Here is a 21,632-nt window from a genome sequence, read left to right on the forward strand (position 1 = left end):
GGCGTGCCGGAAGGCCCACGGGGAGAACGCAGGGGGAACGAAGTGAAGTACTTGATGCGTGTCTTCGATACCTGTGGCGAGGTGCAGACCATCCACATCGACAGCGACTCGCCTGCCGGTGCGGCCGCGACGGCGCGTTCGCGTGGGCTACGTGTCGCCTCGATTCGGGTGACCGCCGGCGCCAGCCGCGGACGCACCCGTTGGCTGACACTGCAGGTGGCGAAGTTCGACGTCGAGCTGTTCGCAAGAGAGCTCGCCGCCTTGCTCGATGCGGGTGTCGGGGTGATCGATGCCCTGCGCACGCTAGGCGGAAACGAGCGCCGCGACGCCTCGGGGAAAGTGTATCGCCAGCTGCTCCGGCAACTGGATGAAGGCCATTCGCTGTCCTCCGCGCTGGCGCATGCCGACAACGTCTTCCCGACTGTCCTGATTGCGTGCGTAAAGGCCAGCGAACAAACCGGCGGTCTTGCCGAAAGCCTGAAGCGCTACTCGCGCAACAGTGCCACGCTGCGGGAACTGCGTTCCCGGGTGGTCTCGGCGGCAATCTATCCATGCGTGCTGATGGTGGTCGGACTGGCCGTTGTGCTGTTCCTGCTGGGTTTTGTCGTCCCGCGCTTCGCGAACCTGCTCGAGAACAGCGGCCGCGAGCTTCCGCTGCTGTCGCGATGGCTGATGGCATGGGGCGGGCTGGTGCACGCGCACGGGTCGTCCCTGGCAACGGGGTTCGCTGCGCTGGTGCTGGGATCGATCGTGGTGATGCGCCGGCAAGACGTGCGTGACTGGATTGCCGACCGCATCCTTGCGATGCCGGGCATCGGGCTGCATTTCCGCATCTATCGCCAGTCGCAGTTCTTCAGAACCTCGGCGATGCTGGTGGACGGAGGCATTCCGGTGGTACAGGCCCTCGATCTCGCCCGCGGCCTGATCGGCCGCGGCGATCGTACGGCGCTCGCCACGGCGATGAACGCCATCCGCAATGGCGGAAAGATGTCCGACGCATTCCAGGATTGCGGACTGGCGAGCGCAATCACCTATCGCCTGCTGACCGTCGCCGAGAAGACCGGCAGCCTCGGTCCCGTACTCGACAAGATTGCCGGATTCCAGGAGGCAAAAGTGTCGCGGGCGATCGATGTGATCTCGCGATTGATCGAGCCGATGATGATGGTCTTCATCGGTTTCGTCATCGGCGGCATTGTCGTACTGATGTATTTGCCGATATTTGAAATTGCCTCCAGCATCCAATAGGTACAGGTACGCCATGAACCCGACCGGCGCGGACAAGGAAAAAGGGAGCGTTCCGTTCCGCGCCACGCTGCGCGAGCTCGGCGAACGCCACGGCTCGGGCATCCGCGCCGTGGAGGCGCTGTTTGCGCAGCAGTCGACGGGGGCCGACGCGGTGCTTGCGCAATTGGCGGATGAGTTTCGGATGCCCCCGATCGCTATCCGCGAACTGCATCAGCTCGAGCCTGACTTCGATGTGCTGCCCTTTGTCGAGGCGGCCACCAGGCTGTGCGTGTGCTTCCGGCAGGGCGCAGGCCTGCTGTTCGTGATCGCCGATCCGCTGGACGCGCGCACCCGCGGCTACGTCGATCAGCGCATGCGCGCCCGCCCAACGATGCACTACGGCTGGTCCCTGGCCAGCGTCGGCGACCTGACTGCCTATCTGGCCGCGCGTGAGAAGGATGTGCGGGCGCTGGACACGCTTGCCTTCAATGACCCGATACAGCGCGCCAGCGACCCATCGGCACTGGCTCTGACGCTGCAGGGCATCAGCAGCGACGACAGCGCAGTGGTGCGCCTGCTCAACTCGACGATCTACGACGCACTGAAAATGAAAGCCAGCGATATTCACCTGGAATGCCGGGCGAACGGACTGGTGATCAAATGCCGCGTGGACGGCGTGCTGGCGGTGGTCGGCCGGGCGGAGGGGCGTGGCGTTGCCGACCAGGTACTATCGCGCGTCAAGGTCATCTCGGAACTCGACATCGCCGAGCGGCGGGTTCCGCAGGACGGGCGCTTCAAGGCACAGTACGCGGGGCGGGACATCGACTTCCGGGTGTCGATCATGCCGAACCTGTTCGGCGAGGATGCCGTGCTCCGTATCCTGGATCGTTACCAGCTGTCGCAGGCGGCGGGCGGCCTGACGCTCGAGGCGCTCGGCTTCCAGGACGCCGACATGCGCTTCATGCGCTCTGTCGCCGCCATGCCGTACGGCATGCTGCTGGTGACGGGGCCCACCGGCAGCGGCAAGACCACCACCCTCTATGCCATCCTGACCGAGATCAACGACGGTCTCGACAAGATCGTGACGATCGAGGACCCGGTCGAGTACCAGTTGGGGGACATCCTCCAGATCCCGGTGAACGAAGCGAAGGGTCTGACGTTTGCCCGCGGCCTGCGTTCGATCCTGCGGCACGATCCCGACAAGATCATGGTCGGTGAAATCCGCGATCCGGAGACCGCGCAGATCGCGGTACAGGCTGCGCTCACCGGGCACCAGGTCTTCACCACCGTGCATGCGAACAATGTATTCGATGTCATTGGCCGCTTCACCAATATGGACGTTGATCCCTATAGCTTTGTATCGGCTCTGAATGGCGTCGTCGCGCAACGTCTGGTGCGCCAATGCTGCGCCGAGTGCGCGGTCGAAGAGGAGGGCGACCCGGACGCGCTGGCGCGCGCCGGGATCGATCCCGGCACGGCAACGGGATTCCGCTTCCGGCGGGGTCTCGGCTGCGCAGCTTGCCGGGGCTCGGGATATCGTGGCCGGCGTGCAATCGCGGAAACACTGCGGATGAACGATGAACTGCGCGAACTGCTGTCCGAGCGTGCGCCGCTCGGCCGCATCAAGAGCGCCGCATTCCGCTATGGGATGGAGACCCTGCGCACCGCCGCGGTCCGCCTGATGGCGAAGGGCGAGACGACCCTCGAGGAGATCAATCGTGTCACGATCGTTGAATGACGCCCTCGCCGTCGGACTCGGCACGTGCGCAGTGGCGGTCGGGGTGCGCCCCTCGCGGCTGCAATACCTGCGTCGCCTTGCTCAGCGCGCCGGGCTTGGGGGGCGGGCTGCCGTCTCGGCTGCGCCGCCGCCGCCGGTTGTCGAGCATGCCAGCATCGAGATGGCGCAGGCGCAGTGCTTTTCCGAGCAGGGGGCGCTGGATGCGCTCCGTCAGGCATTCGAGCAAGCACCGGGTGTCTCGGGGCGCGCAGCGAATTCGAAGCGGCGCGCGTGCATCGTGCTGGACGATTTCTGGGCCAATCACGCGATCCTGCGGGGCGACTTCCGCGCCATGCGCACCCGGGAGGTCGAGGATATCGCCCGTAGTTACTTCGCGGAGACGTTCGGACTGGATGCCGATGCCATCGTGGTCCGCGCCGCGATGCAACGGGGCGGGCGCGCGCTGTTCGCAAGCGCGCTGTCACGATCGCTGCACGAAGGTATCCGCGACGTTAGCGACGCGGCGCGCGTGGAGGTGCAGAGCCTGAAGCTCGGGTTGCCGCAGATGATGAATCGCGCGCGGCGGGCCGTCGGCGGCAGCGCATCGATGCTCGTGGTGGTGGCGGAGACGGCGCTGCATGCGGTGCTGATGGACCGGAACCGCTGGGTGGCCTATGGCGCGCAACGCCTGTTTGCCGACGATGCCGGCGATGCGCCGCGGCTGGCGACGATTGCCGAGCAGGTATTCGAACGCTGTACGAATGCACGGCGGGAGGACTGCACGATCTATCTGGCGGGGCTCGGCCTCGATCCATCGGCGTTCGAGGGGCGGTTCGCCTCCGCGCGTTGCCTGCGGGATGTTGCGCCGGGTGCTTCGGCTCCGCTGCGCTTGATGGAGTTCGCACTATGATGCCGCAGCTCAAGATCGATTTCAGCCGGCGTCCGTCAGCGGTGGCGCCGGCCGGCGTCGTCTTGCTGATCGTGGCGGGCGCAATGCTGCTGCTTGGCGCCAGGGCGCTGTGGCGGGCGTATCAGGACAACGATCATGCCCGAAACCAGTTTGAGATGGCGGTGCGCGAAGACATCTCCAGGAAGCCCCCTAAAAAGGCCGCTCCCACGCCTGGCGCCAAACTGGCGGAGAAGCAGGGTGAGGCGATCCTGCGCGAGCTCACCGTGCCATGGCAGCGGCTTCTGTCGATCGTGGAAGATTATCCGGGCCACGACATCGCGCTGATCGGCATCGATCAGAGTCCCGCGCAGAGCCAGATCCGCATCACTGCCGAAGCCAAGGACGCCGACGGGATGATCGCCTACCTGAAGTACCTGCAAGGCAGCGTGCTCCTGCACGAGGCGGTGCTGAGCGGCCACCTGGTCGAGACCAACGTCCCCGGGACGCCCGTGCGTTTCCAGATCATAGCGGTGTGGAGAAAGCCATGATTGCCCGCCGGCTCCCCGACTTCCTGCTGACGCTGCGTTTCGAGATGCGGCGCGCATTCGGCGTGCCAGGCCTGCTCGGGGCAATGGCCTTGGCCGCCGCCGCGATGACATGGAGCGCGATCCCCACCGTGGACTCGCAGACGCGAGGTTTGCAGGACAGCGCGCGGCAGGCACGCGCCGCGAAAGCCCGGCATCCCGACGATGCCGGCCGGGGGGCGGCCGAAGTGAATTCCCTGGGCAAGCTGCCGGCCTTGTTCTCGACCTTCGCGGAAAGCGGTAACGACATTGCCGTGATCTTCGCGCAGGCACGGGAGAGCCACCTGGCGCTTGGCTCGGCGCAGTATCAGACCGTCACGGAGCCCGGGGCGACTTTCACGCACTATCAGGTTCTGTTCCCGGTCAAAGACCAGTACGGCACGATTCGCCGTTTTGTGGCGTCGGTGCTCAACAGCGTGCCGAACGCCGCGCTGCAGGAGATCCATGTCGAACGGCCGGCGGTTGACGGCAATGTTCTCGAGGCCCGCATCCGCTTCGACCTGATCTATCGGACGGACCGGCCATGAACAGCGCTCTCGCCAGGAGGATGCTTTTCGCCGGTGCTGGCCTGGCGATCGCGGCATTGATCTGCTGGGGCCTGGCGCCTGGCTACCGCGTTCCCGATGTCGTCTCGGCAATCAAGGCCGCCTATGGCCGCGGCATCCCTGCCGGGCCCCGCATTCCCCAGGCCGCCGCGCCGGCCGCGAGCGCGGGCGGGCCGCGGCGCGCGCCCGCCGCGGCGAGCGAAAGCGCCGCGGATACGGCCGCCGGGATAGCGCCGCGAGAACGGCTCGCGTCGCTGCGTGCCCCCCTGTCGCCGGAGACGGCCAACGATCCATTCAGCGTTTCATCCTGGCTTCCACCACCTCCGCCACCCGCGCCGCCCCCGCCGGCGCTTCCACCCGCGGCACCCACGGCGCCGCCTCTGCCATTTGGCTATGTGGGCGCGCTGGGAGCGGATGCCGCCAAGGAGCAGGTGTTCCTGAGCAGCGGCGAGCGTCTGTTGATCGTCTCGCTGGGCGATGTGATTGACGGCCAGTACCGTCTCGAGTCGATCACGGCAACAGGTGTGACCTTTACCTATCTGCCGCTGAATGTGAAACAGGTCATGTCCACCCAGGGCGAAGGAAAGTAAATGAACTCCTCGTGCAGATCGGGCATTGCCTGCAGAGTAGACCGCTGCAACGCGCCCCAAAGGTCGATCGCCGCGTCAGGTCGCGCGGCACCATCCGCGCTCGTTCCCGGCTGCCGCACGTGCGGACTCGGCGCGGTTCTGATAGCGATCGCGCTCGGTGGCTGTGCGGTGGATCGGGAAGCGCTGCATAGGGCCAGCGCGCGCGAGCCTACCAATGCCGAACTGCAGTTGAACTACGTGCACGTGCGCGACCGCCAGGTGAACGCAATCCTGGACGAGGTGGAAAGGTTGCGGGCCGGGCTCCAGTTTCACGAAGCCATCCTGAAGCTCGACGAAGCGAGCCGGATCGATCCAAGCAGCGAGCGGGGGCGGAAGCTGGGCGCCGCGCTCCAGATCGATCTGCGCGACTTGGTCATCCTGGCCGAGGTCGAACGGATGTTTCAACGCGGCTCGTATGACAGCGCGGCGGAGCGAGTTCGCGACGTGCTTGCGGAGAATCCGACCAATGTCCAGGCGCGGCAGATGATGCAGCTGATCGAAGACAAGCGGCGGCAGCTGCGGGCCGAGCGGGAAGAGAAGAGCGCCGCCGCATCCATCATGCGTACGCCGGTGACGCTGCAGTTCCGCGATGCCAACGTGCGGATGGTCTTCGAGGCGCTGTCGCGCACGTCGGGCTTGAACGTCATCTTCGATCGCGATGTGCGGACGGACCTCAAGACGACGATTTTCGTGACCAATGCCGCCATCGAGGACGCGGTCAATCTGATCCTGCTGCAGAACCAGCTCGACAAGAAGGTCTTGAACGCGAACACGCTCTTCATCTACCCGGCCACGCCGAACAAGCAACTGGAGTACCAGGAGCTGAAGGTCAGGACCTTCCAGTTGTCGAACATCGACGCAAAGCAGGTGCAGGCATTGCTCAAGAGCCTGTTGAAGATCAAGGAAATCGTGATCGACGAACATGCCAATACCCTGTCGATTCGCGGTACGCCGGACACGATACGGCTGGCGGAGCAACTGATCGCCGCGCAGGATCTTCCTGAGCCCGAGGTCATGCTGGAGGTTCAGGTCCTCGAGGTTTCCCACGAGCGGCTGACCGACCTCGGGGTCGCGTGGCCAAACAGCTTCACCATGGCCACGCCGAGCACCGCGTCGACATGGGGTGCGCTCCACACGCTGCCCATCAACCAGCTGGTGGTCAGCGGGCTGTCCGCCACCGCCAACTTCAAGCTGACGGATACCGACGCGAACCTGCTTGCCAGCCCGCGCATCCGCACCCGCAACAAGGAAAAGGCGAAGATCCTGATCGGCGACAAGGTACCGGTGATCTCGAGCTCGAGCACCCCTAGCACCAGTGGCCCGTCCTATGCGCAGAATATCCAGTACCTGGACGTTGGCATCAAGCTCGAGGTGGAGCCGCAGGTTTATCGCGACGACGATGTCGGCATCAAGATCAATCTCGAGGTCAGCAACATCACGAAGACGATATCGAGCAGCAACGCGCAGACCGGCCTCAGTTCTCTGGCCTACCAGATCGGCACGCGCAGCGCATCGACCAGCCTGCGCCTGAGGGACGGCGAGACGCAGGTTCTGGGCGGCCTGATCTCGGATGCCGACCGCACCACCGCGGACAAGGTGCCTGGCCTGGGCCAGCTGCCGGTGCTCGGGCGCTTGTTTTCGGATCATAACGGAGATCATGTCAAGACGGAAATCGTGCTGCAGATCACGCCGCATATCATCCGCCCGCAGCGTGTTGCGGATGCGGACACGCGTGAAGTCTGGTCGGGAACGGACGCCAATGTGCGCACCGAACAGTTGCGCCTCGATCCCACCAGCGCAGCGCTGCCCGTTGCCGCTCCCGTCGCGCCTGTCAAGCCAGGAAGGGTGGGGGGCGGTACCGCGACACCGGTTGTACCTGTGACACCGGTTGTACCCGTGGCACCGGCCACGCCGGCGAGTGTCGATGGCGCGGCGGTTGGGGGCGATGCCAAGGCCGCGGCAGCAGGGAGCACGGCGCCGCCCGTACCCTTTGCAGCACCGCCGAGAGGCTCGCTGGGCCAGGCACCCGCGGCGCCGCGGACGACGCCGCCGCCCGACCCGTTCGCGGCGCGGTTCCCGGCCATCCAGGCCGCGCCACCGGCTCCGGCAGCCGCCGCCGCTGTGCCGGCCGATGGGAACGCTGCCGTGCCGGATGCGCCCGCCACGGCGGTCGTGACCCCAGTGCCCGGCCCCGCCGCGGCGCCGGCGCCCTTGCCCGCGCCAATCCTGCGGATGCCGCCAAACGATATGGCGAGCGAGAACCCGCTCTATCCCATCCCTGCTGGAACGCATTGACCCATGAGGCCCCCGACCCACACAGCGCGATGCCGCGGCCGCTGGAACGCAGCTGGCCGCGGATTCACCTTGATAGAGCTGGTGGTGACACTGGCGCTTGTCGGCATTGTCGCGCTGGCGATCGTGCCATTCTCGGAGCTGATGGTGCAGCGGGAGAAGGAGCAGGAACTGAGGGTGGCGTTGCGGCAGATCCGTGGCGCGCTGGATGCCTACAAGGACGCCAGCGATTTCGGATCGATCGAAAGGGAAGTTGGCGCATCGGGCTATCCGCCCACGCTGACGGTGCTGGTGACCGGTGTCAAGGATGCCAAGGATCCGAAGGCAGGCCTGCTGATGTTCCTGCGCAGCGTGCCGCGCGATCCGTTCTTCAACGGCGACGCCGCCACGCCGGCGGAGGAAACCTGGAATCTGCGCGCCTATGGCAGCACGGAGAGCAGTCCGCAGGGTGGCAATGACGTGTTCGACGTGTCGTCCAGAGCCGACCGCACCGGTCTCAACGGCATTCCCTATAAAGAATGGTGAAACGCAATGAAGCCCGCTCGCGGCCATCGGCTGCATGGATTCACCTTGATCGAACTGGTGGTCGTGATGGCGATCATCGGATTGCTGCTGACGATCGCGCTACCGCGCTACCTTCGCAGCATCGACCGCGGCAAGGCGCAGGTGCAGCGGCAGAACATCGCCGTGATGCGGGATGCCATCGACAAATTTTTCGGAGACAACGGGCAGTATCCGGAGAACCTCGACGAGCTGGTTCAGAAGCATTATCTGCGCAGCGTGCCTGAGGACCCGGTCAGCGGCGGAACCGATTGGACCGTCATTGCGTCGCCGGACGCCGACAAGGCCGGCGTCTATGACGTGGCGCCGGCGAGCGAAGCCGCGGCGGCTCCCGCCGTTGCCGTGGTGCAGGGAAAATGAATGGCACCCGCAGCATGCGTGCGGGCTGGCGCCGCCAGGGCAGGGGCGCCCGCGGTCTGGTGCTGCTTGCCCTGCTGATCGCCCTGATCCTTGTTTCAGTGGCCCTGATGGGCGCGCTCGATGTCTGGGCGCTACAACGAAAGCGGCTGCAAGAGGAAGAACTGCTGTTCGTCGGCAACCAATACAGGCTGGCGATACAGCGCTACTACCAGGCCGGCAGGACGTTGCCCGCATCCGTTGACGATCTGCTGGAAGACAAGCGCTTCCCGGTGCCGCTACACCATCTGCGGCGCGCCTACCCGGATCCGATCACCGGGAAGAACGACTGGCTGTTCCTGCACGACGGCGACCGCATTTACGGTGTCCAGAGCAGCTCCGCCGCGCAGACGATCAAGCACGCGAATTTCCCCCGGCGCTATGCGGATTTCGCCAATGCGAAAACCTATGGCGAGTGGCAATTCTATTATCTGCCGCCGGGTCGCCGAATCCGCACGGGCATCGATCTCCCGGGGACGCAAGGCGCGGGCCCGCGGGCCGACGCGGCGGCCCGGCGCGCAGGCGCGAACAACGCGTCTGCGTTCAGTACCAATGGGTGGGCGAAATGAGTTCGCCGGTGCGATATCCGTCGATGGAATGCCCTACCGCATCAGTAGGGTGTTGACCCATGCAAACCATCGCCGGCGTTCCCCACAATACAAGGAAGGAGAGGGAGCCACGGAAGACGAGATGCAGGTATCCGGTTCCCGCCGCGCCGATGGCGCGATGGTGTCGAGCAGGGATGGACGGCAGCGACGGACGTGGTTGCCGCAGGCGTAGGAATTGATGTCCCATGGGGATCGCGCAGGCCGATCCGCAGGAAGGAGGCGGTATGTTCAGTGCTCGCGTATATCGAAGCGGCTTTTCGGCGCTGTTATTGCTTCTCTTTGCATTACCGGCGCTCGCGCAGTCGTTCCGGGTCCAATGCCCGGACAACACGGTGCTGCACCCAAAGTCGTCCGCCGGGGTGGTCAGCGACGGGATCAAGTGCCAGCAGATCTCGGGCGGCGACGGCTACTCGACGATGGGCGACGGGACGCAGACCTACATGTTCTCCTTCGGCCCCTTGTCCGGCCTCGCGGACATCAAGCAAGGCCTGCCCGGCACGGAGCCGTCATCGGTGTTCAATACGCTCTGGCCCTATCCGATCCACGATGGGGTACATGATGTCAGCACCTTCAATGGGGCGGTTGGCCTGGTCCCCGATCCGGATGCCGGTGGGGCGATCACCGGCCACGTCGATCCGCGGCCCATCATGGATGTCGGCGTGATGAACGGCAATATACCGGCGCCGACCATGGCCATCGACGAGGACGACGAGTTCTTCCTCACCCTGACCAATGTCGGCATGATCATGCGGCCCGACCTGTTCGAGAAGCACACGGTGCATTTCCATGGCTACCCGAACGCCTCCTCGTTCTACGACGGGGTGCCCGATGCCTCGGTTGCCATCAATATCGGCGGCAGCTTCACCTACTACTACCTGGCGCCGGATGCCGGAACCTACTTCTGGCACTGCCACATCACCCCGCCGGAGCACCTGCAGATGGGCATGGTGGGCCAGATCTACGTGCGGCCGCGCCAGAACCGCGTTCCCACCGGCGCGTCCCTGTACGCCGGGTTGCAGGCCCAGCAGAACGATCTGCGCACCAGGTGCGGTACCGACATCCTGTGCTCGACGCCACTGCCGCGCGTGGACAACGGCGCCACCCACCAGCTCAACAAGAGTGGCTCGCCGACGCTCTACGCCTACAACGATGGCGATGGTTCGACTGCATACGATGTCGAGTATCCGATCCAGATCCATGGGTTCGATCCGAACTTCCACTTTGTCGGCATGACCTTCAACCCGGAGCCGTTCACCGACATGAAGGACAAGTACTTCCTGCTGAACGGGCGAAGCTATCCGGACACGGTGACGCCGGGACCCATGAGCACGCAGGTGTCGGATGGCTCGGCGCACTTCTCTCAACCGCTGCCGACGCTGATCAACATCCCGCTTGGCGGCAAGGCGTTGCTGCGGATTTCGGATCTCGATGTCACCGAGTTCCAGACGCTGGCCTCGCTCGGCATCCCGATGCACGTGATCGGCATCAACGCGCGCTTGCTGCGCGACATGTCGGGCAACGACCTGACTTACTACACGAACTCCATCACGCTGGGCGGCGGTGAGTCAATCGACGTGATCCTGGACGCAAGCGCCCTGGACGCAAGCGGAAATTTCCGCTACCCGGCGGGATCGACGTATTACCTGTACACGCCCAATCTGGACCACCTGTCGAATGACGCCGAGAACTTCGGTGGCTTGATGACCGAGGTTCACATCTGCGGTGCGTTCGACCCGATTACCAAGCTGTGCAAATAGGAGAAGCGCCGTGGGCCACACTACACGCTACACGTGGATCGCGAATCTCGCGCGGCTCGCCTCCGCCATGCTCGCCGCGTTGCTCTGCATGCCGGTGCAAGCCGCGTCGCCGGGCATCACGGGGACCAGTTTCGATCTGTCTGCCGAGGCGGCCCGTATCAGCCAGCCGGACGGGTCGAGCGTCTACTCGTGGGGATACGGTTGCCGTGCCGGCGGCGCTGCGCCGTCCGGGTTTTCGCCGTCGCCAGCGGTGATTCCCGGTGCGAACTGTCCGAGCATGCAGATACCGGGGCCGACCTTGATCGTCCATCAGGGTGACACGGTGACGGTGACGCTCAGGAACAACCTGCCGGCGGCCGCGGGCAACACCTCGATTCTCTTCCCGGGATTCCAGGTCACCACGTCGAACGGCGTGCCGGGCCTGCTCACAAGAGAGGCCGCACACGGCGCCTCGGTTACCTATACCTTCGTCGCGGCGACGGAGGGGACCCATGGCTACTACAGCGGCACGCAGAGCGATCTGCAGATCGAGATGGGCTTGTACGGGGCGATCATCGTTCTGCCCAAAGGCATTCCCGCTGGCTGCCGGGCTGTCGGCAGCACGCTGCCGGACGGGCAGACCGACTTCCGCAATGCCGCGGCAGCCTACAGCAACAGCGCCGCGTGCTACGACCGGGAGTACCTGTTCCAGTTCTCGGAGATGGATCCGCGCATCCATACGCAGGCGGAGCAGCAGGTGGGCACGCCGGCCGGGAAGGCATGCACGCGGCCCAACGGCTGCATGACGGTCGAGACCGAGCCTTACCATCCGGCCTATTTCATGATCAATGGCCGGTCCATGCCCGACGACATGGACCCGAACTACGCGGCGCAGTATCCGCACCAGCCGTACAACGGCAATCCGCACATGCATCCCGGCGAGCTCGTGCTGCTGCGGATCATCGGCAACGGCCGCTGGCAGCATCCGTTCCACGAGCACGGCAACCATGTGCGCATACTGGCGCGGGACGGAAACCTGCTGCTGAGCCAGACGGACAATGCCTCGCCTGCCGGACCACTGCTGTTTACCACGACGACGACCCCCGGCGTGGCGATGGATGGCATCTTCTACTGGACGGGGCGGGGCCTGAACTGGGACGTGTACGGCCATGTTGAAGGCGGCGTCTACACCGACCCGGCGTTTCCCGCCTATCTGGGCAAGCCGGTAGTCTGCACCCCCGACGCCAACGGGTACTACACGGCCGACCCGGCGGCGCCGAATTACTACGAGTGGTGCCAGGACCATAACAAAGGCCTCGAGGCCCATCCGTTCGGCCAGGTCGCCAGCGGCGGTCCTGTCACGCTGCCCGACGCGAACATCCTGACCAAAGGTGTCTGGTACGGCGGCAGTCCTTATCTCGGACCGGATGCAACCGTGCGCGCCGTGGGCCCCACAGGCACGATTCCGCCCTCCGGCACGGTCGCGAACCCGCCAACCACGGAAGCAGGCTTTGCGTTCATGTGGCACTCCCACAATGAGCGGGAGATCACCACGAACAATATCTTCCCGGGCGGGATGATGATGATGATGTTGGTCGATCCGCAAGCCTTCAATATCAACGAAGCCAATTAGCGGTCAGGGGAAACGCGATGAGATCCAACCAGTTCAAGGCGAGCCTCTTCGACTTGGTCAAGACAGGTTTCGCGGCATCCATTCTCGCCATGGCGAGCTGCGCGTCGTTCGCGCAGAGCGTCAACCTGACTGCGAATGCCACCACCACCACGCTCCCCGACGGGCAGTCTGTCCCGATGTGGGGCTACACCTGCACCGGCGCCGCAGCGCCGGCCACCTGCGCGGGATTGAATCCGAACGCCGGGATGAGCTGGTCGCCAATCGTGATCACCGTCCCGCCGGGCAACCTGACGATCAACCTGAAGAACAATCTGCCGATTCCCCCGGGTGCGGCCACCGGCATACCCACGTCACTGGTGATCGTGGGTCAGTTGGGTGGCGGCCTTGGCACCACGCGGACAACCGTGGCCAGCCCGACCCACGCCATCCAGAGTGTCACCTGGCCGGTCGCGGGGACCACCAACGGCGCCACGTTCAATCCGCCCGCTCAAGGGCCTCGTGTCCAGTCGTTTGCCACCGAGGTGCCGACGACCGGGAGCGGCAGCGCGACGGCGCTGACCTGGAACAACCTCAAGCCGGGCACCTACCTGATCGAATCGGGCACCCACCCCTCGATCCAGGGGCCGATGGGCCTGTATGGCGTGCTGGTGGTCACCACCGCTCCCGTGGCGCCCGCACTGGGCACTGCCTATCCGGGCGTGACCTACAACGCAGAGGTGCCCCTGCTTCTCAGTGAAATCGATGCCGCGCAGAACGCCGTCGTGGCGCAGGCCGTATCGACGGCGAAGTTCAGCGAGACTTCCGCCCGCGTCCTCAGGGACACGGTCAGCGCCGTATCCGTGGCGCTCGACTCCGCCGGGAATCCGCTCGGCGGCTCAGGCTATCAGGTCAACGACCCTGTCACGTTCTCCGGCGGCGGCGCCTCGGTTGCCGCGACCGGCCACGTCGCAAGCGTCGACGGTAGCGGCGCAATCACCGCTGTCGCGGTGGACAGCGGCGGTACAGGCTACTACTCGGTTCCTGCCGCGGCGGCAACGAGAACCGGCGCTGCCGGCACCGACGCCCAACTGGTGGCGGCCTTGTCAACGAAAGGCGTCCTTTGCAGCGACGGCGCGGCCGCATGCTATCCGCCGGCGGTCAACTACGATCCGCGCTATTACCTGATCAACGGCGTCGCCTTTGACAGGACCAAGGCCACGGGTTCGTTGTTCGCAACCAGCCCTGCCTCCGCCACCGGCAATGTCCTGGTGCGATTCGTGAACGCCGGGCTGCGCATGCATGTCCCTTCCATCGTGGGGGGGCTGACCACGGATAGCAGCTCGGGCAAGCCACAGGTGACCTCCGGGTTCTCGCTGGTCGCAGAGGACGGCAACCCGCTCCCCGGGAAGCCCCGGATCCAGAATGAGGTATTCCTGGCCGCGGGCAAGACTTACGATGTGCTGGTCAACGCGCCCACGCCTGTCGCTCCGGCGACCACGCCTGCGGCGCTTGCGGTGTTCGACCGCCAGTTGAGCCTGTCCACCAACAATCAGCGCGATGGCGGCATGCTGGCCTACATCGGTGCCAGCGGCGCAACCCTTCCCGCCAGCGGCGTGACGGCGAAGGCCAACCCCGATTCCTACTTCCTGGTTCCGGGGACCAGCCTGACCATATCGGACCCCGCCAAGGGCGTGATTGCCAACGATGTCGGCGTCTATGGCGTCCAGATCCTGACAGCGCCCACGGGGGGCACGGTCACCCTGAACGCGGACGGTACATTCATCTATGCGCCGAATGCCAATACGACATCCGACAGCTTCACGTATCAGGCGAACGGCAATCCCCTGATCAAGGCGACGGTGACCTTGGCCGCCTGTACCGGCAGCTGCCTGGGCGGGGCGCCCATGGCCATGGCCGACAGCTTCACCAGCAATGTGGCATCGCAGTTGCGGATCGCGCCTCCCGGTGTGCTCGCGAATGACAAGGATCCATCGGGACTACCTTTGTCGGCCTCCATTGTCGCCGGTACCGTGAAGAATGGCACGGTTACGCTGAACGCGGACGGCTCGTTCACGGCGGTACCCTCAGCACCGCCGGCCGCCGGCGCAAGCGTCAGCGTGAGCTTCCAGTACCGGGCGATCAATTCGCAGAAGACGCCGAGCAATAGCGCGACGGCAACCGTGACCTTCAATGGCGGCAGTGGCCTGACCGTCAACGTACTGGACGCGCCGAGCACACAGCCCGGGATGACGCCGGTCAAGCTCACCGACTACCGCTGGATCATCGAGGAAGACCGCACCTTCCAGATCGATCCCGCCTGCCAGGTGAACTCGGCCAAGCGGCCGGCCAACTGCCCACCGCTGCCGGTTCCCAGCCTGGGCACCAGTTTCCATGTCAGCTATATGCCGGTAGTTGCCTCGGGCTGTGTCGGCCGCGCGGCTTGCGAAGGTGGGCAGACCGTGTTCGACCCGTCGAGCAATTCGCACATGCCTGCCGTATGCGACATCGGCAACGGCGTTTGCCGCACGGACGCCGTGCAGCAGGCGCCCGTCGATCCGAGCCAGGTCGTACTCGATCCCACCAAGCACTACTACATCTCGATCCTGCCGGGAGATGCCGGTAATACCTTCGCTTCGGGAGCAGGTGCGCCCAAGCCCGTCGACCCGAGCAAGCCCAATGGGGCCAAGCGACCGTTCAGCATCGCGCTGGATTGCCCGTCCGGCCCGGGCGGGGCGGACTTCGCCCCCGGATCGGGAGCCTGCGGCCACACCATGGGCGGTGCGCCGATCGCGCCCGCGCAGAAGACGGTCAACGTGCTGCTGCCACAGACACCAGTGCCCACTGCGAAGGTCTCGGTGTTCGTGTTCGAGGACGATGCGCCGCTCAACGGTGAAGTCGACGTCAGCGGTGGCACGGACACCTTCGGGACGGCCCGCGAACCGGGGCTGGGTGGCTTTGAGATCAAGCTCTGGGACGACGCTGGCGGCACGGGTGACCCGACCGGGCAGATGACCTACGACATGTTCAACATGCCGCTGTCCAATGCCCTGCAGGGGATGATCGATCCCGTCACGCACCTGAATGCGTGCCCGATCTCGACCACGACGAACGACGGACTGGTGGGCATGGTTCCGACCTGCCCGAAATATGAATCCGACGGCAAGACGCCCTCGCCGCTGGTCGGCCAGGCCATCATCGCCAACCTGATGCCCGGCAGGTACGGGGTGGTGGCCACACCGGCCGCCGACCGCATCGGCAGGGGAGAAGAGTGGCTGCAGACGAATACGCTCGACGGCCAGAAGGGCCATGACGCGTTCGTCAAGATAGGCGGACCGGCGTACTTCCAGGAGTTCGGGCCAGCCGGCTTCCATGTCGCCGTCGGCTTTGCCAACGCGAAAATCATCAATGATCGCCGGACCAATGCCGCGAAATCCGGGTTGTGCGATATTCCCGGAGCGTCTTGCGCCAATTCGGTCAACGGCAGAATCACCAACCTGCACTACAGCCGCCCGCCCAACCAGCATCTCTACGGCAGCGGCTCGCGCGATTCGCTGGCGTTCACGCAGTGCTTCGTCAGCATGGGCGACCCGGACGGCGAGGATATTGCATTCACCAAATGCAACGACAAGGGCGAGTTCAGCTTTTCCGGCCTGCCCGACGGCACCTTCAGAATCACGGTATTCGACCAGTGGAACGACCAGATCGTCGACGGCCTTGCCACGGCAGTACAGTTGGGACCCAATGCAAGGAGTGTCAATGTCGGCGATCTTGCGGTCCTGCAATGGCACACGAATCTCTACACGCGTACTTTCCTGGATCAGAATGGCGATGGTGTCTCGCAATCCAGCGAGCCCGGCCTGACGCTGGTCCCGACCAATATACGCTTCCGCGATGGCAGCTATTCCAACTTCAATACCACCGACCTCAACGGCTACGCTCCCTTCAACGAGATATTCCCGTTGTTCAACTGGTACGTGGTCGAGGCCGACACCACCCGTTTCAAGCAGACTGGCGTACATGTGGTCTATGACGCAGGAGGGCCGCCGGATGGCACGCCTGGCGGAGGCAGTTCGACCATCGCCAAGCACTTTGCCAACACAACGGAATCCGCTACCGCGCATCTCCCGTCCCACCTCCGGGTACCCGGCGCGGTGTACTGCGACAACGCGGACTGCAGTGGCTATTCGATCCTGAACGGTCCGGGCAGCAGTACGTCCAATCCTTCGACCGGCCGGATCGATCCGCCCTCGGCGACCACGCTCGGCTGGCAAGGATTCTCCGGCCAGACCTCGTTCATCGAGTTCGGCAAGACGCCGTTCGCCACCAACGAGAACGGCGGCATCCGGGGTGAAGTGATCTACGCCTCGACACGCCCGTTCGACGATCCCATGCTGCTGATCCACACGAAGTGGACCCCCAATGTGCCGAACGTCACCGTCAACCTGTATCAGGAGGGCACCGCTGCGGATGGAACGCCGAGCCTGACCCTGGTGGACACCACCACGACCAGTAGCTGGGATGACTGGGCGCAGGGCTTCCGCTCGGACGGCGTGCCCAATATGAACTGTCCGGGGCAGGAAACCACGGACCCCTACTTCTTCACACTGAAGAAGACCACCCAGTGGCTTGATCCGCACCATCGTGCCTTGCCGTCAAACTCGCAGTTCAAGTGCTATGACGGCATGCATATGTTCAATCAATTGCAGCCGGCACCGTATGACGGGATGTATCAGTTCCCCAGCGTGACCGGCCGGAACCCGAGAACCGGCAAGTCGACGGGTACCAACTGCAAGATTTGTTTGCGCAATCCGGCGGACCGTGCAACCCAGGAGGGTGGAACAGCCATGCTGCCTCCCGGCAAGTACGTGGTGGAGGTGATCGTGCCTCCGGGCTACGAACTGGTGAAGGAGGAAGACAAGAACATCCTGATTGGCGACAACTACATCGCGCCGGTGACGCAGCAGTTCGCTGGTATTGGCAATATCTTCATCCTGCCCGACCAGGCGGCGGTGAATGCCGCGTATAACCCGAACAATGCGCAGAACCCGACTTCGGATCTGGGGTCTTCTCCCAGGCATGAGGGCGACACCGGGAGCGTCGAAAGTTTCTGGCCTTGCGTGGGTGCCCTGCGCATCGTGCCGGACTATATCAGCCTGTTCCCGGGCTCGCAGGAGGTGGCACCGTTCGCGGGGGCGTCGCGTCACCTGTGCGACCGCAAGGAAGTCGTCCTCACGGATCAGATGACCGTGCTGGCGAAGTTCTGGATCTTCAGCTCGACGCACGTCTCGGCGCACTACACCGGCTTCATGCTGGACGACTTCTCCTCGGAGTTCGACCCGTATTCGCCGCAATTCGGCGAGAAGTTCGCGGTTCCCAACGTGCCGGTGTCCATGAAGGACTTCTCCGGCAATGAAGTTGCTCGTGTGTATGCCGATCAGTGGGGTATCTTCAATGGCTTGAATTATTCGACCTGGCAGGTCAATCCGCCCAATCCGACCGGCTATGCGCCCACCATGATGGTCGCGTGCATGAACGACCCGGATATGCCGGATCCCGCGCATCCCGGCCAGACCATCAAGGATCCCCTGTACAACCCCGCGTACAGCCAGTTCTGCTACGAGATCCCATTCATGCCGGGACAGACGCAGTACATGGACACGCCGGTGGTGCCCGTGCAGGCCTTCGCGGATGCCTATAACCAGCCCGACTGCGCGTACCCGGATGCCACGCCGGGGATCTCGACGGTGGTTGGCGACGCCAGCAATGGCGGTGCCGGCCCCTGGGTCAGCGCCGCGGGCAGCAGCCTGACGATCACCGCCCTGGGCGATCAGCAGGTGATCAATCATGCTTATAGTGGACCCGGAGCGAGCAAGGCGCCATTCAACCAGAAGTTCATCACGCGCCATTACGGCTTCGGGAGCCAGTGCACCAGCGCCGGCGGCGCCTGCACGGTGCCGTCGAGCGTGACCATCGGTGGCGTGCCTGCGCAGATCACGGCGTGGACCGACCAGTCGATCACGGTCACCGTGCCCACCCTGCCGTCGGACCATGGCGAACTGGTGATCACGGCCGGCAACGGCAAGAAGTCGGTGGACACCGTCACCGTTACCGTCGGCGGCAAGGCGCCCACCTATGTCGCCGGCGAGAATGCCACGAGCAACGCCATCCAGAAAGCGATCGACAAGGCCAGCCCAGGCGACCTGATCATCGTGGGACCGGGCGTCTACAAGGAGATGCTGCTGATGTGGAAGCCGGTCCGGCTGCAAGGCGTTGGCGCTGCCTCGGTGACGGTCAATGCGAATACCCACCCCTCGGGCAAGATGGATCCCTGGCGTGCCCAGGTCGCCTGCCTGTTCGGTGTGTCTCGCAACGGTGGGTCGATATCGCCGACCAATGCCTTCGATCCGTCCAATACCTACAGCTGCCCGTCGTCCATGCAGCGGCAGATCGACCCGATACCGTTCGAGCCCACCGTCGGTTGGGACAACACGCTCAACGGCAACCTGGGCGAGCTTCTGATAGAGCCCACGCTGATGGGTGCGTACGAAGGGGCGGCCATTACGGTGCTGGCGAAGGGCGTGCAGGATGTCAACGGACAGCCGGACGCCAACTGCCTCGCAAACGGCATCTGCACGCCGTTGACGGCAAGCGCCGCGGATTGCGCTGCGTATCCCAGCAATTTCCTGTGCAACCCGTCGCGCATCGATGGCATCACCTTCACCAATAGCTCGCAAGGCGGTGGCGGGATATTCCTGCACGGCTGGAACCACAATATGGAGATCGCCAACAACCGCGTCTTCGGCAATGCAGGTACGCTGACGGGCGGTATCACCATTGGCCAGGTGGAGGTTCCCGACGGGACCATCGGTGCGGACGGCGTGACGCAGGTTCCGTTCGGCTACAACATGAACGTGAACGTGCATCACAACGCGGTCACCTCCAACGCTTCCTATGGCGACGAAATCAACTCGACCACGCCGTCGTCCGCTGGGGGGGTGACCTTCTGTTCCGGGGCCGACAACTACCACTTCAACTACAACTGGGTGTGCGGCAACATGAGCAGCGGCGATGGTGGCGGCATTGCCCACTTCGGGTTCAGCTATAACGGCGACCTCTCGCACAACGTGGTGCTGTTCAACCAAAGCAACAACCCGACGTTGCCTACCTACGGGGGCGGCATCATCGCCCAGGGCGTACCGCCGGATGGCACCTTCTGCGAGAACCAGACCACCGACGTCGATTGCGCGCCGCAGCTGTCCGACGGCGTGGGCCCGGGCCTGACGATCGACGGCAATCTCCTGGTCGGCAACACGGCGGAAAGCGGCAAGGGCGGTGGGCTGCGGTTGCAGAACATCAACGGCACCGATGTGCAGCGCAGTCCGAAGGACTCGTCGAAGTGGTACCAGGTTTCCGTCACCAACAACATCATCGCGAACAATGTCGCGGGCTGGGCAGGGGGCGGCGTGTCGATCCAGGATGCGGTGGGCGTCAACTTCATCAACAACACCATCGTTTCCAACGACGCGACGGCGTCTGCGGGCGTCCTCTTCAACACGCCGGCAGCCGCCCAGGCCAATGTGCCTCCACCGACGCACTGCACCACGGTGGGAGCGGAGACGACCTGCGATCCGATCACGACGTCGGCCTACCAGCCGGCTGGCCTGGAGACGGCGCGTCACACGCCCAACTTCATCGCAGCGTTCAGCAGCGCCACGGTGACTTGCCCGGCAGGGACGGACCCGGGAGCGACCCACATATGCACGACGTTCTCGAACCCGGTGCTGGCCAACAATCTCTTCTGGCAGAACCGTTCGTTCTACATCACCGTGGGCGGCCCCAACGCATCGATCCCCGGCCTGCAGAACACGGTGACGCTGAACCCGACGCTGAACCAGGCAGGGAAGACGACGGGCTACTGCGATCCCAAGGCCGTCTACTGGGACATCGGCGCCTTTGGCGACTCGGGACCGAGCAAACACGAGTCGGGCTTGACGCTCAACCCGCAGTTCTCGATCCTGACCGACGCCGCGGACTACCAGGGAGCGAACAACCTGGGTTCCAACCCGGCGGTCTACAGCCAGTACTGCAATGGCTCGCGGGTGCCGCCCGAAGGTGGCGGGGTAGGGTTCGCAGTGCCTCCGGGTATCGCGGATACCGTGCTGCCCAACCCGCTCTTCGGCCTGATGCCGACGGCGACGCCCGATGAAGGCAACCAGTGGATCAACATGTCCTATGGGCCGCTTTCCCTGGTCAATGCAAGCATCTCGTCAGGCAGCCCGGGCTATAGCGTGCCGCTGGGGAACTACGCCATCAAGTCGGGTTCGCCGGCAATCAATACGGCCACCGACGCGGGTGCTCCGAAGCAGGACTTCTTCGGTACCACCCGGCCGCAAGGCGGCAAGTACGATATCGGCGCGGTCGAGTTCGTGGCCGGGACCGCATCCGGCGCGGCCCTGACACCGTCCACGCAGAGCTTCGGTAGCGTGGCGCGCGGCGGGTCCGGGGCGATCGATGTGTTCACGCTGAAGAACACGGGCGGAGTACCGTTGACCCACATTGCGAATCCGGTGATCACGGTGGATGCTACGAACTTCATCATCGTTCCACAGCAGACGACGTGCGGCACGGTAAACCCGAATGCGGCGAACAGGATCACCAGCCTGGCGCCGAACGGGACCTGTGCAATCGCCGTGCAATTCAGGCCGCCTAGCCAGGATGCCGCCAACTCCACTCAGAACGGCACGCTCAGCATCACCGATGGCGCCGGCACGCAGACGTCGGCCTTGAGCGGAGTGGCAACGCGTTAAGGGGGAGGGGGAGCTGGAAGCGAAGGGAGAGG

13 protein-coding genes are annotated in these 21,632 nt (G+C 64.6%); all 13 read left to right on the forward strand.

Annotation, left to right across the window (positions count from 1 at the left end; translation table 11 throughout):
- Positions 1-42: 42 nt before the first annotated feature.
- The 13 genes from AC3FOF_RS08550 (at position 43) to AC3FOF_RS08610 (ending at position 21,600) form a co-directional block, all read left to right on the forward strand.
- Positions 43-1,245 carry a type II secretion system F family protein gene (locus AC3FOF_RS08550; protein WP_488726470.1) on the forward strand — a complete coding sequence of 401 codons (1,203 nt, stop codon included), beginning with the start codon at positions 43-45 and terminating at the stop codon, positions 1,243-1,245.
- Between the two features lie 13 nt (positions 1,246-1,258).
- Positions 1,259-2,962: a GspE/PulE family protein gene (locus AC3FOF_RS08555; protein ID WP_488726322.1), complete on the forward strand. Its 1,704-nt coding sequence runs from the start codon at positions 1,259-1,261 to the stop codon at positions 2,960-2,962.
- Complete coding sequence (locus tag AC3FOF_RS08560; RefSeq protein ID WP_035818125.1) at positions 2,943-3,851, forward strand: hypothetical protein; 909 nt, start codon at positions 2,943-2,945, stop codon at positions 3,849-3,851. Before AC3FOF_RS08555 ends, AC3FOF_RS08560 begins: the two co-directional genes overlap by 20 nt.
- Entirely contained in the window at positions 3,848-4,378 is a 531-nt protein-coding gene (locus AC3FOF_RS08565; RefSeq protein ID WP_017230877.1) for a hypothetical protein, read from the forward strand. The genes AC3FOF_RS08560 and AC3FOF_RS08565 overlap by 4 nt, the downstream gene beginning before the upstream one ends.
- Positions 4,375-4,941: a hypothetical protein gene (locus tag AC3FOF_RS08570; protein WP_017230878.1), complete on the forward strand. Its 567-nt coding sequence runs from the start codon at positions 4,375-4,377 to the stop codon at positions 4,939-4,941. The genes AC3FOF_RS08565 and AC3FOF_RS08570 overlap by 4 nt, the downstream gene beginning before the upstream one ends.
- Positions 4,942-4,961: 20 nt before the next feature.
- A complete protein-coding gene (locus tag AC3FOF_RS08575; RefSeq protein ID WP_488726323.1) occupies positions 4,962-5,549 on the forward strand; it encodes a hypothetical protein in 588 nt (195 codons plus the stop codon).
- Positions 5,550-7,883 (forward strand): secretin N-terminal domain-containing protein, encoded by a 2,334-nt coding sequence (locus tag AC3FOF_RS08580; protein WP_488726324.1) that lies wholly within the window; start codon positions 5,550-5,552, stop codon positions 7,881-7,883.
- 3 nt (positions 7,884-7,886) lie between these two features.
- A complete protein-coding gene (locus AC3FOF_RS08585) occupies positions 7,887-8,405 on the forward strand; it encodes a type II secretion system protein (RefSeq protein ID WP_035807942.1) in 519 nt (172 codons plus the stop codon).
- A 6-nt stretch (positions 8,406-8,411) separates the two neighbouring features.
- Entirely contained in the window at positions 8,412-8,801 is a 390-nt protein-coding gene (locus AC3FOF_RS08590; protein ID WP_017225286.1) for a type IV pilin protein, read from the forward strand.
- The gene (locus AC3FOF_RS08595; protein WP_017225287.1) at positions 8,798-9,406 is read left to right on the forward strand and encodes a hypothetical protein; all 609 of its coding nucleotides are present in this window, start codon (positions 8,798-8,800) and stop codon (positions 9,404-9,406) included. Before AC3FOF_RS08590 ends, AC3FOF_RS08595 begins: the two co-directional genes overlap by 4 nt.
- Before the next feature lie 263 nt (positions 9,407-9,669).
- On the forward strand, positions 9,670-11,202 hold the full coding sequence (locus AC3FOF_RS08600) for a multicopper oxidase domain-containing protein (RefSeq protein WP_488726325.1): 1,533 nt from the start codon (positions 9,670-9,672) through the stop codon (positions 11,200-11,202).
- Positions 11,203-11,212: 10 nt separating this feature from the next.
- Positions 11,213-12,814 (forward strand): multicopper oxidase domain-containing protein, encoded by a 1,602-nt coding sequence (locus tag AC3FOF_RS08605; protein ID WP_017225289.1) that lies wholly within the window; start codon positions 11,213-11,215, stop codon positions 12,812-12,814.
- A 17-nt stretch (positions 12,815-12,831) separates the two neighbouring features.
- Positions 12,832-21,600 (forward strand): cadherin-like domain-containing protein, encoded by an 8,769-nt coding sequence (locus tag AC3FOF_RS08610; protein WP_488726326.1) that lies wholly within the window; start codon positions 12,832-12,834, stop codon positions 21,598-21,600.
- Positions 21,601-21,632 lie beyond the last annotated feature (32 nt).

Source organism: Cupriavidus sp. 96C5-1, assembly GCF_057798855.1.

Coding starts and splice junctions, on each gene's coding strand:
- AC3FOF_RS08610 (WP_488726326.1), top strand. CDS start 12,832: ATGAGATCCAACCAGTTCAAGGCGAGCCTCTTCGACTTGGTCAAGACA.
- AC3FOF_RS08585 (WP_035807942.1), top strand. CDS start 7,887: ATGAGGCCCCCGACCCACACAGCGCGATGCCGCGGCCGCTGGAACGCA.
- AC3FOF_RS08555 (WP_488726322.1), top strand. CDS start 1,259: ATGAACCCGACCGGCGCGGACAAGGAAAAAGGGAGCGTTCCGTTCCGC.
- AC3FOF_RS08565 (WP_017230877.1), top strand. CDS start 3,848: ATGATGCCGCAGCTCAAGATCGATTTCAGCCGGCGTCCGTCAGCGGTG.
- AC3FOF_RS08590 (WP_017225286.1), top strand. CDS start 8,412: ATGAAGCCCGCTCGCGGCCATCGGCTGCATGGATTCACCTTGATCGAA.
- AC3FOF_RS08575 (WP_488726323.1), top strand. CDS start 4,962: ATGCTTTTCGCCGGTGCTGGCCTGGCGATCGCGGCATTGATCTGCTGG.
- AC3FOF_RS08580 (WP_488726324.1), top strand. CDS start 5,550: ATGAACTCCTCGTGCAGATCGGGCATTGCCTGCAGAGTAGACCGCTGC.
- AC3FOF_RS08595 (WP_017225287.1), top strand. CDS start 8,798: ATGAATGGCACCCGCAGCATGCGTGCGGGCTGGCGCCGCCAGGGCAGG.
- AC3FOF_RS08570 (WP_017230878.1), top strand. CDS start 4,375: ATGATTGCCCGCCGGCTCCCCGACTTCCTGCTGACGCTGCGTTTCGAG.
- AC3FOF_RS08600 (WP_488726325.1), top strand. CDS start 9,670: ATGTTCAGTGCTCGCGTATATCGAAGCGGCTTTTCGGCGCTGTTATTG.